Source organism: Subtercola boreus, assembly GCF_006716115.1.
Taxonomy (GTDB): domain Bacteria; phylum Actinomycetota; class Actinomycetes; order Actinomycetales; family Microbacteriaceae; genus Subtercola; species Subtercola boreus.
The window spans coordinates 1-14,519 of sequence record NZ_VFOO01000002.1 but is presented as its reverse complement, the minus strand read 5'-3'; the positions used below and the strand labels follow the sequence as shown (position 1 = coordinate 14,519).

17 protein-coding genes are annotated in these 14,519 nt (G+C 65.1%); 12 read left to right on the top strand and 5 right to left on the bottom strand.

All coding sequences use genetic code 11. The annotated features are described in order from the left end of the window. The 11 genes from FB464_RS18930 (at position 1) to lgt (ending at position 8,841) form a co-directional block, all read left to right on the top strand. The gene (locus FB464_RS18930; RefSeq protein ID WP_116416901.1) at positions 1-777 is read left to right on the top strand and encodes an ABC transporter permease; all 777 of its coding nucleotides are present in this window, start codon (positions 1-3) and stop codon (positions 775-777) included. Next, positions 774-1,517 carry a phosphatase PAP2 family protein gene (locus FB464_RS18925; protein WP_116416900.1) on the top strand — a complete coding sequence of 248 codons (744 nt, stop codon included), beginning with the start codon at positions 774-776 and terminating at the stop codon, positions 1,515-1,517. The genes FB464_RS18930 and FB464_RS18925 overlap by 4 nt, the downstream gene beginning before the upstream one ends. Further along, on the top strand, positions 1,514-2,350 hold the full coding sequence (locus FB464_RS18920; RefSeq protein ID WP_116416899.1) for an undecaprenyl-diphosphate phosphatase: 837 nt from the start codon (positions 1,514-1,516) through the stop codon (positions 2,348-2,350). Before FB464_RS18925 ends, FB464_RS18920 begins: the two co-directional genes overlap by 4 nt. Positions 2,351-2,589: 239 nt before the next feature. Continuing rightward, on the top strand, positions 2,590-2,943 hold the full coding sequence (gene cmtR / locus FB464_RS18915) for a Cd(II)/Pb(II)-sensing metalloregulatory transcriptional regulator CmtR (protein ID WP_116416898.1): 354 nt from the start codon (positions 2,590-2,592) through the stop codon (positions 2,941-2,943). After that, positions 2,940-3,626, top strand: coding sequence for a cation diffusion facilitator family transporter (locus FB464_RS18910; protein WP_116416897.1), 687 nt, complete (start codon positions 2,940-2,942; stop codon positions 3,624-3,626). Before cmtR ends, FB464_RS18910 begins: the two co-directional genes overlap by 4 nt. Positions 3,627-3,769: 143 nt before the next feature. Then, the gene (locus FB464_RS18905; RefSeq protein WP_142206769.1) at positions 3,770-4,138 is read left to right on the top strand and encodes an ArsR/SmtB family transcription factor; all 369 of its coding nucleotides are present in this window, start codon (positions 3,770-3,772) and stop codon (positions 4,136-4,138) included. After that, the gene (locus FB464_RS18900; protein WP_116416895.1) at positions 4,135-5,241 is read left to right on the top strand and encodes a cation diffusion facilitator family transporter; all 1,107 of its coding nucleotides are present in this window, start codon (positions 4,135-4,137) and stop codon (positions 5,239-5,241) included. The genes FB464_RS18905 and FB464_RS18900 overlap by 4 nt, the downstream gene beginning before the upstream one ends. A gap of 188 nt (positions 5,242-5,429) precedes the next feature. Further along, the gene (locus FB464_RS18895) at positions 5,430-6,662 is read left to right on the top strand and encodes a chloride channel protein (RefSeq protein WP_116416894.1); all 1,233 of its coding nucleotides are present in this window, start codon (positions 5,430-5,432) and stop codon (positions 6,660-6,662) included. Between the two features lie 258 nt (positions 6,663-6,920). Further along, positions 6,921-7,361 (top strand): MarR family winged helix-turn-helix transcriptional regulator, encoded by a 441-nt coding sequence (locus tag FB464_RS18890; RefSeq protein ID WP_170152059.1) that lies wholly within the window; start codon positions 6,921-6,923, stop codon positions 7,359-7,361. After that, a complete protein-coding gene (locus FB464_RS18885; RefSeq protein ID WP_142206768.1) occupies positions 7,358-7,903 on the top strand; it encodes a hypothetical protein in 546 nt (181 codons plus the stop codon). Before FB464_RS18890 ends, FB464_RS18885 begins: the two co-directional genes overlap by 4 nt. Then, positions 7,900-8,841, top strand: a complete 942-nt coding sequence (gene lgt, locus FB464_RS18880; protein ID WP_116416891.1) for a prolipoprotein diacylglyceryl transferase — start codon at positions 7,900-7,902, stop codon at positions 8,839-8,841. The genes FB464_RS18885 and lgt overlap by 4 nt, the downstream gene beginning before the upstream one ends. Before the next feature lie 605 nt (positions 8,842-9,446). On the opposite strand, the gene FB464_RS18875 is transcribed toward lgt, so the two are convergent. Genes FB464_RS18875 through FB464_RS18855 form a run of 5 tightly spaced genes read right to left on the bottom strand, consistent with a single transcriptional unit; the run spans position 9,447 to position 14,080 of the window. Beyond that, a complete protein-coding gene (locus FB464_RS18875) occupies positions 9,447-10,670 on the bottom strand; it encodes a sensor histidine kinase (protein WP_116416890.1) in 1,224 nt (407 codons plus the stop codon). Then, positions 10,667-11,335 carry a response regulator transcription factor gene (locus tag FB464_RS18870; protein WP_116416889.1) on the bottom strand — a complete coding sequence of 223 codons (669 nt, stop codon included), beginning with the start codon at positions 11,333-11,335 and terminating at the stop codon, positions 10,667-10,669. Before FB464_RS18870 ends, FB464_RS18875 begins: the two co-directional genes overlap by 4 nt. 50 nt (positions 11,336-11,385) lie before the next feature. Continuing rightward, complete coding sequence (locus FB464_RS18865) at positions 11,386-12,135, bottom strand: FAD:protein FMN transferase (RefSeq protein ID WP_116416888.1); 750 nt, start codon at positions 12,133-12,135, stop codon at positions 11,386-11,388. A gap of 2 nt (positions 12,136-12,137) precedes the next feature. Then, a complete protein-coding gene (locus tag FB464_RS18860; RefSeq protein WP_116416887.1) occupies positions 12,138-12,671 on the bottom strand; it encodes an FMN-binding protein in 534 nt (177 codons plus the stop codon). Beyond that, positions 12,668-14,080: a ferredoxin reductase family protein gene (locus tag FB464_RS18855; RefSeq protein WP_116416886.1), complete on the bottom strand. Its 1,413-nt coding sequence runs from the start codon at positions 14,078-14,080 to the stop codon at positions 12,668-12,670. The genes FB464_RS18860 and FB464_RS18855 overlap by 4 nt, the downstream gene beginning before the upstream one ends. A 177-nt stretch (positions 14,081-14,257) precedes the next feature. Here FB464_RS18855 and FB464_RS18850 point away from each other — a divergent pair. After that, positions 14,258-14,519, top strand: a 262-nt coding sequence (locus FB464_RS18850) for a VIT1/CCC1 transporter family protein (RefSeq protein WP_211347327.1), incomplete at its 3' end; no start/stop codon positions are given.

Genomic DNA, 14,519 nt, shown 5'->3' with positions numbered 1-14,519 from the left:
GTGGATGTTCTCGGCGGGTTGGTGCCGACCCTCGTCGCGGTGCTCCTGCTTGCCGCGATCGCGCTTATCGGGCTCACGGCGGCGCACGTGCCGCAGGCCACGGCACCACTCTGGGCGATCCTCCGCGGTGCCGCTCAACTCGCCGCCCTGAGCCTGGTACTGGCCGGAATCCTTGGCAACCCACTGCTCGTCACCGTGGGACTGATCGTCATGTTCGCTGCAGCCGTCTACACGGTCGCACGGCGCATCCACGCCAACCGGCGACAGACCGCGGCTATCGGCGCGGCGATGCTCATCGGCAACATCGCGGTGCTCATCATCGTCTTCAGCACCGGTGCGATCGAGTTCTCGCCGCGCTACGCCCTCGCGATCGGCGGGATCGTTACCGGTAACTCCATGAGCATCGCAACCCTCACAGGGCGTACCTTCCACTCCTCTGTGCGTGACCACTGGGACGAGGTTGAAGGGTGGCTCGCTCTTGGCGCCCGCCCGCTCGAATCGACCCGGCTGCTCGCACGCACCGCCATCCACTCAGCACTCGTTCCCTCCATCGACCAAACCAAGACGACCGGCGTCGTCGTCCTCCCCGGAGCATTCGTCGGCGCCATCTTTGGCGGCGCATCCCCACTGGAAGCGGGCCGGTTCCAGATCGTCGTGCTCGCCAGCATCCTGGCAGCCGGCACCATTACCGCCACCCTCCTCCTTCGCCTCATCGGCGCCGTCTCCCAGAAACCAGCCCCCGAGAACTTCACCACCCGGAAAGCGCGCACCACATGACACACTTCAGGGCGTTCCTCGCCCGCCTCAGTCCCACCGCCACCCTCGTCGTCATCCTCACCGTTGGCCTGCTCATCGCCGTTCTCCTCAGCGCCGCCGTCGCACAGGTCTACGACTCGATCACCGACACCGACGGTGTCTCCGGCCTTGACCAACCCATCCTCGACTGGGTCATCACCCTCCGCTCCCCAGGCCTCGACGCAGCTGTGACGGCCTACACGAACGTGGCCGGGCCGATCGGGATGCCGATCATCGCCGTCGTGGCCCTCGTTGCACTGGGTCTCCGGTGGAGATCGTGGACCCCGGTCATCCTGATCGTTGCAGCAGGTGGCGGTTCTCTGCTCCTCACCGTCTCAGGCAAAGACCTGATCGGCCGGGTTCGCCCGCCGCTCAACGAAGCCGTTCCGCCCTACGAATACTCGCCCTCCTTCCCCAGCGGCCACACCCTGAACGCGGTCGTCGTCGCGGGCACCATCGCCTACCTCCTCGTGCTGCACCAAACCTCGACGCTCGCCCGCACTCTGACGATCGGCATCGCGACAGTCTTCGCCGTCACCATCGGTCTCAGCCGGGTCTTCCTCGGACACCACTGGTTCACCGACGTCCTCGCCGGATTCATCCTCGGGCTGGCGTGGCTCGCGATCATCATCACCGCACACCGCCTCATGCATATCCTGCGCGCGCGCCGCCGCACCCTCAGACGCCCCGCCGACTTGACCCCAGAATCGAGCATCCTGTGAACCTCTTGTACGCCATCATCCTCGGCATCGTGGAGGGACTCACCGAATTCCTCCCTGTCTCCAGCACCGGCCACCTCACCCTCGTCGAAAAGCTCCTGGGACTATCGATCGACGATCCGGGGGTCACGGCGTTCACCGCGATCATCCAATTCGGTGCGATTATCGCCGTGATCATCTACTTCCGCTCCGACATCGCCCGCCTGATCGCCGCCTGGTGGCGAGGCCTCTTCAACGCCGACGCACGCCGAAACCCCGACTACCGATTCGCCTGGTACGTCATCGCCGGCTCCCTCCCCATCGGCATCGTCGGGTTCGCCGCCAAAGACCTGGTCTCAGGGGCCCTCCGGAACCTCTGGGTCGTCGTCGCAGGCCTCATCCTGTGGAGCGCCGTGATGTTCATCGCCGAACGAATCGGCCGGAGGTCCCGCCCCGAAGAGAACCTCACCCTCAAGGACGCACTCATCATCGGCCTGTTCCAGTGCATCGCGCTTGTCCCGGGAGTCTCCCGGTCGGGCGCGACGATCAGCGCGGGCCTCCTCCGGAACCTCGACCGTGTTGCAGCAACCAGGCTTTCTTTCTTTCTCGCCATCCCGGCACTCATCGGCGCCGGTGCTTACGAAAGCGCCAGCCAAGCCTCCGCAGTCAACGCCACCGTCGGCTGGGGAGCCGTCGCCGTCGGCACCCTCGTCAGCTTCATCGTCGCCTACGCATCCATCGCCTGGCTCCTCCGATTTGTGGCACGCCACCCGATCACCGTATTCATCTGGTACCGCATCGCACTTGGGCTCGTCCTCGCTGTGCTTCTCACCACCGGCGTAATCGCTGCCACCTGACCCGGTAACCCTGTATCGACCGAAACGGATCAGTCGCGCCTCGAAAACCGAAAGGTCTCGCGACGTCTCAGATCAAACGGGTTAGGGAGTAGACGTGGGTCTCTGCCTGTATTTTCAGTAGTGCTTACGCCAGCCGGAGGCCGTGATCAGGGTCTCAAAACTATGCTCGCTCACTCAATCAACTACCTGCCCTCGAATCCAGATTTTATTAGTACAGCCCTCACTGTATTAATGGATGCATGCTCACTCTCAGCACCCGGCTCGACGTCGTGAACCGGATCGGCCGCGCCATGGCCGATCCGACCCGTTCGCGCATTCTCTTGATGCTGCTCGAGGAGCCCGCCTATCCTGCCGGTATCGCCGATGCGCTCGGCCTCACGAGGCAGAACGTCTCGAACCACCTGACGTGCCTGCGGGATTGCGGCATCGTCATCGCCGAACCGGAAGGCCGGCAGAACCGGTACGAGATCGCCGACGCACACCTCGCGAAAGCCTTGAACGACCTCGTCGGGGTGGTGCTCGCCGTCGACGCCGACGCGCCGTGCAACAACCCGGCCTGCTCCATCGCCGGCTGCTGCGAGGCCGGCAAGTGACCGCCGCGACCGCGCGCCCGCCCGTTCAGCGCAAAGCGGTTCTGCAGAAGCGCATCCGACTGATCGTCGCGATCACGATCGGCTACAACCTCATCGAAGCCGTCGTCGCGATCGCAGCAGGCGCGGCCGCATCATCCGGAGCGCTGATCGGCTTCGGACTCGACTCGACCATCGAAGTGCTCTCCGCCGCGGCCGTCGCCTGGCAGTTCACCCGCAGGGATCCCGAGCGGTGGGAGAAGGGGACCCTCCGCGTTATCGCGGTCGCGTTCTTCCTCCTTGCGCTCTACGTCGGCGTGAACTCCGTACTCACCCTCACTCGGGCAGCAGACGTGCAGCACAGCACCGTCGGCATCGTGCTCACTGCCCTGAGTGTCGTCATCATGCCCTTTCTCTCCCTGGCCGAGCGACGCACGGGGAAGGAGCTCGGCTCGGCGACCGCGATCGCTGACTCGAAGCAGACGCTCATCTGCACCTACCTCTCGGCCGCCGTCCTCATCGGGCTACTCCTCAACACGCTCTTCGGCTGGTGGTGGGCCGACCCAATCGCCGCCCTCCTCATCGTCGTCTTCGCGGTACGCGAGGGCATCGAAGCGTGGAAAGGCGATGCCTGCGCAACCTCGGTCGGCATGCTCCTCGACGACGATGACGACCATGACGAAGACCACGACCACCATAACTGCTGACCATTTTGGGTACACCGCAACGCTGACAGCCGTCCCAAAGGACGATCAAAACAGCAAGACCTGCCCGTGTCGAACCCTCCACGAGATCACCTACGTCGACGGCGTAGCTTCCTGCACGGTCGACAATATGACACAATCTGCGTATGGATGCAGATAGACAGGTTTGTGGCCGTAACCCGGACAGCCAATATGTCGAGCTGGCTGTGGAGATCTTCGGGATGCTCGCCGACGCGACCCGCGTCCGCATCATCCTTGCCCTTCGGGACCAGGAGCTGTCGGTGAACAATCTCGCCGACGTCCTCGACAAGACTCCCGCCTCGGTGTCCCAGCATCTCGCGAAGCTTCGTCTCGCACGCATTGTGTCGACCCGGCAGGATGGCACCCGCGTCTTCTATAGCCTGGCCAATGAACATGCCAGCCAGCTCGTCAGCGACGCCATCTTCCAAGCTGAACACAGCCTCGGCGGCTCCCCCCGGCACCACCACGCCATCGACAGGGAGGCCTCCGAATGAGCACCCACCACGACCACCCACACAACTCCCCCACCCACGACCACGATGACCACAACCATCCGCACGACCACGACCACGACCACGACCACGACCACGACCACGATGGACACGACCACCCGCATGATCATGATGGGCACGGCCACTCCCATCCGACCGGGATCAAAGGCTTCTTCTATAGTCTGTTCGTGCCTCACACCCACGACGCCGCCGACTCGATCGATGACGCTCTCGAGGCCAGCACCCAGGGTGTCAGGGCGCTAAAGATCAGTCTCTTCATCCTGCTCGGCACCACCATCCTGCAGTTCCTGATTTTTCTGATCAGCGGCTCCGTGGCGCTCCTAGCCGACACGATCCACAACTTCTCCGACGCCCTCACCGCGGTGCCATTATGGATCGCGTTCATTCTCGGCCGCCGTGTCGCGACCCGGCACTACACCTACGGTTTCGGCCGGGCAGAGGACCTCGCCGGCCTCTTCATCGTCGCGGTCGTCGCGCTGTCTGCAGTTGTCGCCGCGTGGGAATCCATCAACCGCCTGTTCCACCCCCAAGATCTCCAGAACCTCTGGTTCGTCGCCGCAGCCGGCCTCATCGGCTTCGCCGGCAACGAGATCGTCGCGATCTATCGCATCCGGGTCGGTCAGAAGATCGGCTCTGCCGCCCTCGTCGCAGACGGCGTTCATGCGCGTCTCGACGGGTTCACCTCCCTCGCCGTCGTTCTCGGTGCGGTTGGGGTGATGCTGGGCTTTCCGCTCGCCGACCCGATCATCGGCATCATCATTTCCGCCGCGATCATCGTGCTGCTCTGGGGCACCATCAAAAGCATCGGGCGACGCCTGATGGACGGCATCGAACCCGACCTCGTCGACCGCGCCCGCCACGCACTCGAAGACACTCCGGGCGTGCTCGCCGTGCCCCGGATACAACTCCGCTGGGTCGGGCACCGCCTCCACGGGGCAGCGACCGTGCACGTCGCCGACACGACGCTTTCCACTGTCGAGCAGATACTCCACGAGGCCGAACACAACACGGAACATGCCCTACCGAATCTCGACGACTTCACCGTCCGCGCGGTCACCACGTTGCAACCACACGACCACCACTAGGAAGCCATCGGGACGGGAGACTCAGGTGCGGGGTCACATCACAGCTCCCGGAAGACAATGGCGGTCCCACGTCCTCCGTCTAAGAGGGCCATGTCTGCCGCGCTCGGAAGGAACACCCTAACGGGTCCGGCTGCTACGGCGCGAGCGTAGGTGGTTACGATCAGAGCGTGGACGGGAGCAGGAACGCGATGAAGGCGTCCTGGGTACTGCGGCTAGTCGTTGTCACGGCGCTCGTCGGGGTGGGCGGTGGTCTCAGCGGGTTGGTTGTCACTGTCGCGCTGCGTGCCATTCAGCACTTGGCGTACTCGTATGACACCGGAACGTTCTTGGACGCCGTCAGCGCCAGCGCACCCGGTCAAAGAGTTCTAGCGCTCCTTGTCGCTGGCATCATCGGTGGTGCCGGCTGGTGGGGTCTTCGCCGGTGGGCAAAGCCGGTGGTGTCTGTTGAGCGGAGCGTCCACGGTGAACGGATGCCGCCCCTGGCCACCGTGGTCAACGTGGGGCTTCAGATCATCATCGTGGGCCTCGGTGCGTCCATCGGTCGTGAAGTCGCCCCGCGGGAACTCGGGGCGCTGTTCGCCGGCTGGTTGAGCGAGAAAGCCCGCGTCACAGCACGAGAGCGCCGCATCCTCGTCGCCTGCGGCGCGGGCGCCGGTCTCGCAGCCGTGTACAACGTCCCTCTCAGCGGCGCGCTTTTCGCTATCGAGGTCCTTCTCGCGGAACTCAGCTTCGCAACAGCGCTGCCTGCGTTGGCGACCTCCGCAATCGCGACGATCGTCGCCCGCGCCGTGGTCCCTGACGTGCCGCTCTACAACCTGCCCCAGTTCGAGCTGAGCCCATCGATCTTCGTCTGGGCCGTTCTCGCCGGTCCACTACTGGGCACCGGGGCCCTCGGGTTTGTACGGCTGGTCGGTTTCGCATCAAAGATCCGGCCGAAATCGTGGTGGATCCTCGTCCTGATGCCCGTCGTGTTCACCGGCGTCGGGGTTCTCTCGATTCCGTTCCCCTCGATCCTCGGGAACGGCAAATCACTCGGCGAAGTAGCCTTCGCAGGGACCGCGTCGATCGGGTTGCTTGCCGCCCTCGCGCTCGTGAAGGTTCTCACCACGACAGGCACGATCGCCGTCGGCGCGGCCGGCGGGACGCTGACACCCGCGCTAGCTGTGGGCGCCGCTTTTGGCGGCGCGCTCGGCGGACTGTGGAGCCTCCTGTGGCCAGGGACCCCGTTGGCAGCGTTCGTGTTCGTCGCCGCCGCGGCATTTCTTGCGTCGTCGCTTCGCGCCCCCTTCACCGCACTGGTATTGGTGGTCGAGTTCACCAACCAGGGGCCCGGGCTCCTGGTCCCGACCATGATCGCGATCGCCGGATCGGTCGCCGTCGCGTACCTGTTCGGCCGGCGACGCGTCGCAGGCATACCCTGACCACTGGAAGAACCTCCGGCTCTGGGTGGGCACCCGGTGTGCGTGTCTCAGTAGAGCCCGGCATGCACCGCGCAGTTCGCGCCGCGCTTCCGCAACATCATCGTTGTACGGACCCGAGGTCAGTGAGACCGGTGTGGAAAGCCCCCTTCCTTCGTCCAAGACTGCGCGGGCTTAGGTACACTGAAATTCGTATGCTGCTATGCATGCCTCTGTGAGGAGTCACACGATTGGTAAACGCGGGTGGGTGAGACAGCGGTAGTGGAGGCCACGTTGGTGGCGTCCCGGGCGCTCCTCGGCGTGGTCGCCCGTTCGGTTGCTGATGCGCTCACACACGTCACCTTGCCCCAGTTCCGTGTTCTCGTCATCGTCAGCGGGACCGGTCCGATCCGGATCGGTAAGCTCGCGGCGCGGATGAACGCCGTTCAGTCGACTTTCAGCCGGACCGTTCAGCGCATGGTCTTGATGGGATGGCTGCACCGGGCTCCAAGTTCCGACAGCCGCCGCGAGATCGTCGTCACCGTCACTGCGAAAGGCCAGGCACTTGTCGATCAGGTCACTGCCGCGAGGCGTGCCGAACTGGCCCGCATCCTCTCAGCGCTGAGCGAAGAGGAACAGGCTGCGCTGACAAGGGCGTTCGATACGTTCGCGAACGCTGCCGGGGAACCACCCCTCCAGGACCTGTTGACTCTAGGACTATGAGCACCGTGACAGAGGGCGAGAACATGAAAAGGCCAACGACGAGCACAACGAACCCTGGCCAGTCCGGCCCTGCCACTAACCCGCCAACCACCGCCGTGGCAACGTCCACCTCTGAAAGTGCGGCCAGGCGGTGGCTGGGATTACGTATCGGCGTTCTTGCCGTGCTTGTTGTGGGCGCGGTGGCGTTCAGCGCCGCTGTCGTCTCGGACGTCTCGCAACCCGCCACCGCACCGATGGCTACCGTCCCGCCGATGGTGCAGCCCCTTCAGGATGATCTTCAGACCCTCCTCGAGAGCGTGAAGCCGAACCCGCCGGACCTCAGCCCAAGCACAACCGATCAGCTACAGGCCGCCGTAACCGAGATGGCCGGGCACGCCGCCGACGAAGACTACGCAGCAACCGAATCCGACCTCGACGATCTGCAAAATCACCTCGCTGAGCTCCTCGACAGCCCCACCGGGACCCAGATCTCTCAAAACCGCGGTAAGACCGTCCAACGGGCGATTGACACGGTGCGGGACGATCTCGCCGAACTGAAATGAGCATCATGCACGCCAGCATCCCGAGCCCCCCGACCAGCTCCTTTGACGTCGGGCCGTTCACGATCCACTTCTACGCGCTCTGCATCCTCACCGGCATCATCATCGCCGTAGCCCTCACCCAACGCCGGCTTAGCAGGCAAGGCGCCGAGAAAGGCGTCGTGCTCGATATTGCGCTCTGGACGGTGCCGTTCGGAATCATCGGCGGCCGGCTCTACCACGTCGTGACGCACCCGAATGATTACTTCTTCCCCGGCGCCGACCTCTGGAAAGTCCTGTTCGTCTGGGAGGGCGGGCTCGCGATCTTCGGCGCCATCATCGCCGGAAGCATCGGCGCGCTGATCGCCTGCCGCCGGCGGGGTTTACGATTCTGGGCCTTCACCGACGCCCTCATCCCCGGCCTCCTCCTCGCCCAGGCGTTCGGCCGGTTCGGGAACTACTTCAACCACGAACTCTACGGCGGACCGACCACCCTCCCCTGGGGCCTGCAGATCGAATCCACCAACGCCGCATTCCCACCCGGCCTGCCAGCAGGCACCCTGTTCCACCCCCTGTTCCTCTACGAAATGATCTGGAACATCATCGGCGCGTTCCTCATCATCTACATCGAACGACGCCTGCGGTTGCACTCCGGCCGAACCGTCGCAATGTACTTCATCTGGTACGGCATCGGACGGGCGTTCTTCGAATCCCTCCGCCTAGACCCGACCGAGTTCGTCTTCGCCGGCCTGAAGGCCAACGTCATCGCCGCCCTCCTCCTCGCCATCGCCGGCGTCATCTTGTTCGCCATTCAAACCAGACGACACCTCCCCGACCCGGGCAGCCCCTACCTCCCAGGCAGCGCACGTGTCCGGACGCCGCAGCCCACCACGGCGGCACGCGGCGAGCCTGCCGAAAAGATGCGTCAGGGCACTGAGCTGGGAAACTCACATCGTGGCTAAAAGGCGTCGCGGCACGTACGGGCCGATCATCCGGCCTGCCATTGTAATGATCGCGGCCCTCGTCGCCGCTCTCATCATCGGGCAGGGCCCTTGGCTGCCCATCGCGTTGGTCGTTGCAGTCCTCGCGGCTACCTTTGTCGTCCTGGCGGTCATCCAGAACATCCCTGGGAAACGTAAATAGAGGACAAGACGGCGACCACTACCGGTCGCGACACAGTATTCCCGTCGCCTGTTTGCAACGTAGAAAGGGGGCGAGCGGCCCTGAAGGGATCATTCGCCCGCCGGCCCCACCTACCGAGGTGTTGGTGGGGGTGTGTTAGTGGAGGGTATTGAGGATGTTCTGGGTCCCCATTCATCCCGAGGACGAGTCGTTCTTGAGTTTGTGAGTCATTCAAGCGTACGGAGGTGAGAGGCCGTTTGTTTTGCTGTTGCTATGACCCCCCTACGACAGCCCGCCGGGTGCCCGATGCTGCGTTCGATATGTAGTGGCTGAGGTAGCTTCCTCGGTATAACTGGCGCGATACCTACCTTGGCTCGTCGGGCGTCGCAAGTGAAGCCAGTGTGATGAGCCCGGTGAGAACCATCACGGCCACTCGTTTGACCTGCTATCTGCTGAGCGGAAGACGCACGACGACGGTAGCGCCCGACGGTGCAGGACTCTCTATGGTGGCGGTGCCGTGATGACGCCGTGTTATTTCGGCGACGAGCGCCAGACCGAGGCCATAGTGCAAATCTCCGTCGCTTGGAGTTCCGCTTCGAGTGCTGGCGAATCGGTCGAAGGCTCTATCGACAATCGCGGGGTCGAATCCGGGTCCGTCGTCTGTGACCTTGATGACCGCGTCGCGTTTGTTGGTTGCGATGTGCACGCGCACCTCCTTCTCGGCATGGTCGAGAGCGTTCGCGATGAGCGCGCGGAAGAGCCGGAGGAGGGCCGACTCCGAGCCGAGAATTTTCACCTCTGCTTCGCCCGTGAGGAGGAGGGTGATGGTGCGCCGTGCCGCCGTATCCCGGAATGCGGTGATGGCTACGGCCGCGACGGCCTCCACATCGATGGGAACCAGCACTGTGGCGGAGCGCGTGTCGGCGGCGGCCAGCAGGTCGTCCAGGATCGCCGTGAGCGTTTTCGCATCATCTACCATGTCGTGCACCGCGGCCGAGACGTCCGCTGACACATCCTTGGGGACTCGACGCTGAAGGATCTGCGCCCGCGTGCTCAGGATGGTCAGCGGGGTTCGCAGCTCGTGGCTTGCATCGGCGACGAATTGGCGTTGCCGGGTAAGTGCTTCGGAGAGCGGACGGATGGCGCGTCTGGCCATGATGTACGAGGCGACCGCCGCCGCCGCGAGGGCGATGAGACTCGCCGCGGCGAGTGCTTCGGCGAGGCGTCTGAGTTCCTCGCTCCCTTCCGAGAGGTTCACCGCGACCTGCACGACGCGGTCGCCGTGCCGGGAGGTACTGATCAGGTAAGTCTGACCATCGACGGTTCGCTGGCCCTGCGTACCGGCCCCTCCGCTGGGACTTCCCCCGTCACCGGATGCGGCCTCCGCCCCGAGGGCACCCGTGTCGATGAGCCCGTCGGGAATTCCCTGGGAGGACTGCTGCCGGCCGTGCTCAAGCACCGTGATGAACGTGCCGGACGGTGTCTCCTGAACGTTGTCTAGCTGGGATGCCACGGCTAGAGAGCGTTGGTTGGATTCTCTGACGTCATTGCTGACAATCGCAAAGACCACGCCCGCCACGATGAGCAGGACAACGAATATGACAGCGATGAACTGCACCGTCAGGCGCAGGGCGGATCGTTGGAGGGTCCTGTCTTCGTCGATTGTCATGTCCTAGACCCCAATCGGTAGCCGATACCGCGGATGGTGGCGATCACTCCGCGGCCGAGCTTCTTACGGAGGTAGTGCACGTAGGTGTCGACGACCCCAAGGTCATCGGCGTCGGGGAACACCATCGCGAGCAAATCGCTCCGTTCGAAGACCTGGCCGGGCCGTCGGGCGAGGCGCTCCAGCAGGTCGGCTTCCCGTTCGGAAAGTACGATCTGAATTCCGGTGTTCGAGGTGACGGTGCGGGAACCGGCGTCGAGGGTGCCGCCGGGTATCCGGATGACCGGCACCACGCTCTGGTGCCGGCGGAGCAGGGCCCGGATGCGCGCCAGGAGTTCGTCGATGTCGAAGGGTTTGCCGAGGTAGTCCTCGGCTCCCCGATCGAGTCCCTCTACACGGTCGGCGGGGTTTCCGAGGGCCGAGAGAATGAGGGCCGGCGCGAGAACACCGCGGTCGCGGAGACGCTGCAGCACGTCGAGGCCCTCCATGACCGGCAGGCCCCGGTCTAGTACGAGAACGTCGAAGGCCTGGGTGAGGCCCTCATGCAGGGCGCGTTGTCCGTCGCGCGCGACGACCACCTCGTACCCCTCGCTCTGAAGGAGTTGTTCGAGCATCCCGGAGAGCTGTCGGTCGTCTTCGACGAGGAGGAGGCGGGGATGCTCAGGCATGCTCGAAGTCTAGGTCGGCGCCGAGACGGTGCGGCTTGGCACCGGGGGTCTCAGAGCGCGGCGAAACCGTCGGCACGACGCATCCTCTCCGAGGCGGTCACGCGACCCCCTGTGTCGACCGCGATGACGTCCACGCCGTGCTCGTCGACCGCTAGGTCGAGAGTGGATGGGCCGCCGGCGAGGATGGCGGTGGCCCACACATCGGCCGTGATGATGTCGTCTGCCACCACGGTCACCTGACGATAGGCACTCTCAGACCGTGAACGCCAGACGTGCTCGCCCCGCTCGGCTGTGCCCGAGGATGCGAGGGCTGTGCGGCCGGGGTCGAGCGCGATGGCGCAGAGCAGGTGCAGCCGGTCATCCGGGTCGACAATTCCCAACCGCCAGGGCTCTCCACTGTTGCTGCCGTTGATCACCACGTCGCCGCCGACATTGAGCAACCAATCTGCGGTTCCGTTCGCGCGCAGCAACAACACGGCAGCGGCCATGGCCTGCGCTTTCACAATGCCCGTGAGATCGATGACTCCATCGGGCCGGTGGGGCGTGAAGGTGTCGTGGGTGACGCTTCGCCAGTGCAACGCTTCGACGTAGCTGGCTCGAACGACCTCACTGGCCTTCGGCAGTGCGAGCTCGCCCCGGGCGAGGCGGCTGAGCTCGGAGTCGGCGCGATACAGGCTGAACCGCGCATCGAACCCGGCGAAGCCCTCCTCGAGAGCATCCAGAACCGATTGTGCAGGCGACTCTCCGGCGAACCGGATGCTCGCCGTGGTGCCCATCGTGGCGAAGACGTGGGTGCTCACGATCAGAGCCCAGCCTGGTCGAGGGCGGACTGGAGTGAGGTGAGGTAGCCGTCGCTGGTGTAGGTGGCGCCGGACACGCTCTGCACCTTCGCCGACTGTGCCGAGAGCACCTCCTTGCGAAGCACGGGCGCGGCCCGGTTGCTGATCGAGACCGAACGGTTGTCGTCATCGGTGAGTTTCAGGGCGACGACGTCGGTGATGGATCCGTCGGCGACCACGATCTGAACCTGCACGCTGCCGTACCGGGTCGAGACGCCCGATCCGGTGAAGGTACCCGAGACGCCGGTCGGGGCGGTGGATGCCAGCGGGGCAGTGGTCGCCGGGGCGGTGGTGGTCGACGGGGCGGTGGTGGTCGACGGGGCGGTGGTCGACGTGGCGGTCGAGGAGCCGGCAGAAGTCTCCGGTGTCGAAGATGTGCCCGCGGCATCCGTCGCCGTGGTGCTCGTCGGGGTGGCCGATTCATAACCGAGCTGCCAGCCGGCAGCAAGGACAACACCGGAGGAGAGCACGCTCCAGACGATCGCGCGTCGCCTCACCAGTCGAACCTCTCCACGTGGATCTGGGTCTCGGCGAGCCCGGCGACCCGGGCATCCCGCACTACCAGTTCGGTCCAGGATGCCGGCCCGCAGACGTACAGGTCGGAGTCCGACAGGTGCGGAAACGCCGACGTGAGGGTGACGCCGCGGTTCAGCGCCTCGGCCGAGAGCCAGGTCGCCACTCCGGGCGGCCGGGGGCCCGTCATGCTGTACACCGTGTTGCCCTGCATGCCCGGCAGGTTCTGGATCTCGTCCCAGAGGTACTGCTGGCTCGCATCCGTCGCCCGTAGCAGCACCGTCGCCTCGCCGGATGAGAGGCGGGCCCCCTCGAGAAGCGAGCGCACCGGGGTGATACCGATGCCCGCAGCGACGACAGCCACGCGGTTCGTCATTCGCGCAGCATCGGTGAAGATGCCGTAGGGGCCTTCGATCGACACCCGGGTACCGGGAAGCACCCGAGAGATCGCCGAGCTGCCCCTGCCGAGATCACGCACCGTGATGCGGGCCGAATGCGCGGAAGGCACCGCTGAGAACGAGATCGGGTGGGCATGCCACCACGTCTTCGCCGACCAGAACCGCCAGATCGCATACTGGCCACCCTCGGTCTGCAACCGTTCCAGATCGCGTCCACGGAGGTGGATGGACACCACACCCGGCGCGAGAGCTTCGACACCGGCGACGGTGATCCCGTGACGAGCGCTTCGCACCAACGGAACAGCGAACCGGAACGCCGCGACAGACCCGAACGCCAGCACATACAGACCGATCCAATAGACCCGCTGCCAGGTTCCGCCTGCAAGCACCGCGCCGGCCGAGAGCTGGTGCGGAACCGCGACCAGCACCGCCGCGTAGCTCAGCAGGTGGATCACGTGCCAAGCCTCATAGGAGAAGCGCCGCCGAACGGCGACCACCGAGGACAGAACCACGAAGACCAACAACCCGAGGCCGGCATACGCCAGCACGAAGTCGGAGCCGCTGAAGAATCCGACCGTCTCGGAGATCACGTTCGAGCCGTCCTGCAGGGCGTAGCCGGTCGTCAGGAGCACCCCGTGGCCAAGAAGGAGGTAGAGGGCCGGTTTGCCGAGGCGCCGGTGGAAGGCCATCGCGACGTCCTGTCCGACGGCGCGGTCGACGAGCGGGATACGGGCGGCCAGAACGAGCATCACGAGGATGAGATTGGTACCGATCAGCCCTACGACGATGCCGAGCGCTGTCACCGCGGAGGCGACATCCACCACCTGCAGCAGCCCACCAGAGGCGAGGTAAAGCGACACCGCCGCCGCCACGGATGACCAGCAGACCATCACCAGAAGGTCTGCCCATCGCAGCCGCCGCCGCGCACGGGCCAGTCGCGGCCGGTCGATCCCCTGCGAGGTGGCCCTCCGCGGTGGGGCCAGGTGCGTGGTCATGTCGTCTCCTGAGGCGTAGGGGTTCGGCCTACCCTTCAAGAATCCCGCCACATTCTTCCAGCTTTCTTAGGAGCATGCGCTTCGAAGCGCTGACCGCACCCCGTGGGGCGATTCTCGGGGCTAAGGCAAGGCTCTCCACGCTGGTAACCCGACGGCCATCGTGCCTATGGTGATCGCATGACCTCCCCCACCGCGGATTCGGCGTTCGCGAACCAGCCCGACGAGCCGCACGCCGGAAGCCTCGCCGGCCGTCTGAACTGGCTGCGCGCCGGTGTACTCGGTGCGAACGACGGCATCGTCTCTGTTGCCGCCATCGTCGTCGGAGTGGCAGGCGCCAGCTCCGCCTCCCCTGCAATCCTCGCAGCCGGCACGGCCGCCCTCCTCGGCGGCGCCATCTCGATGGCTCTCGGCGAATACGTCTCCGTCAGTAGCCAACGGG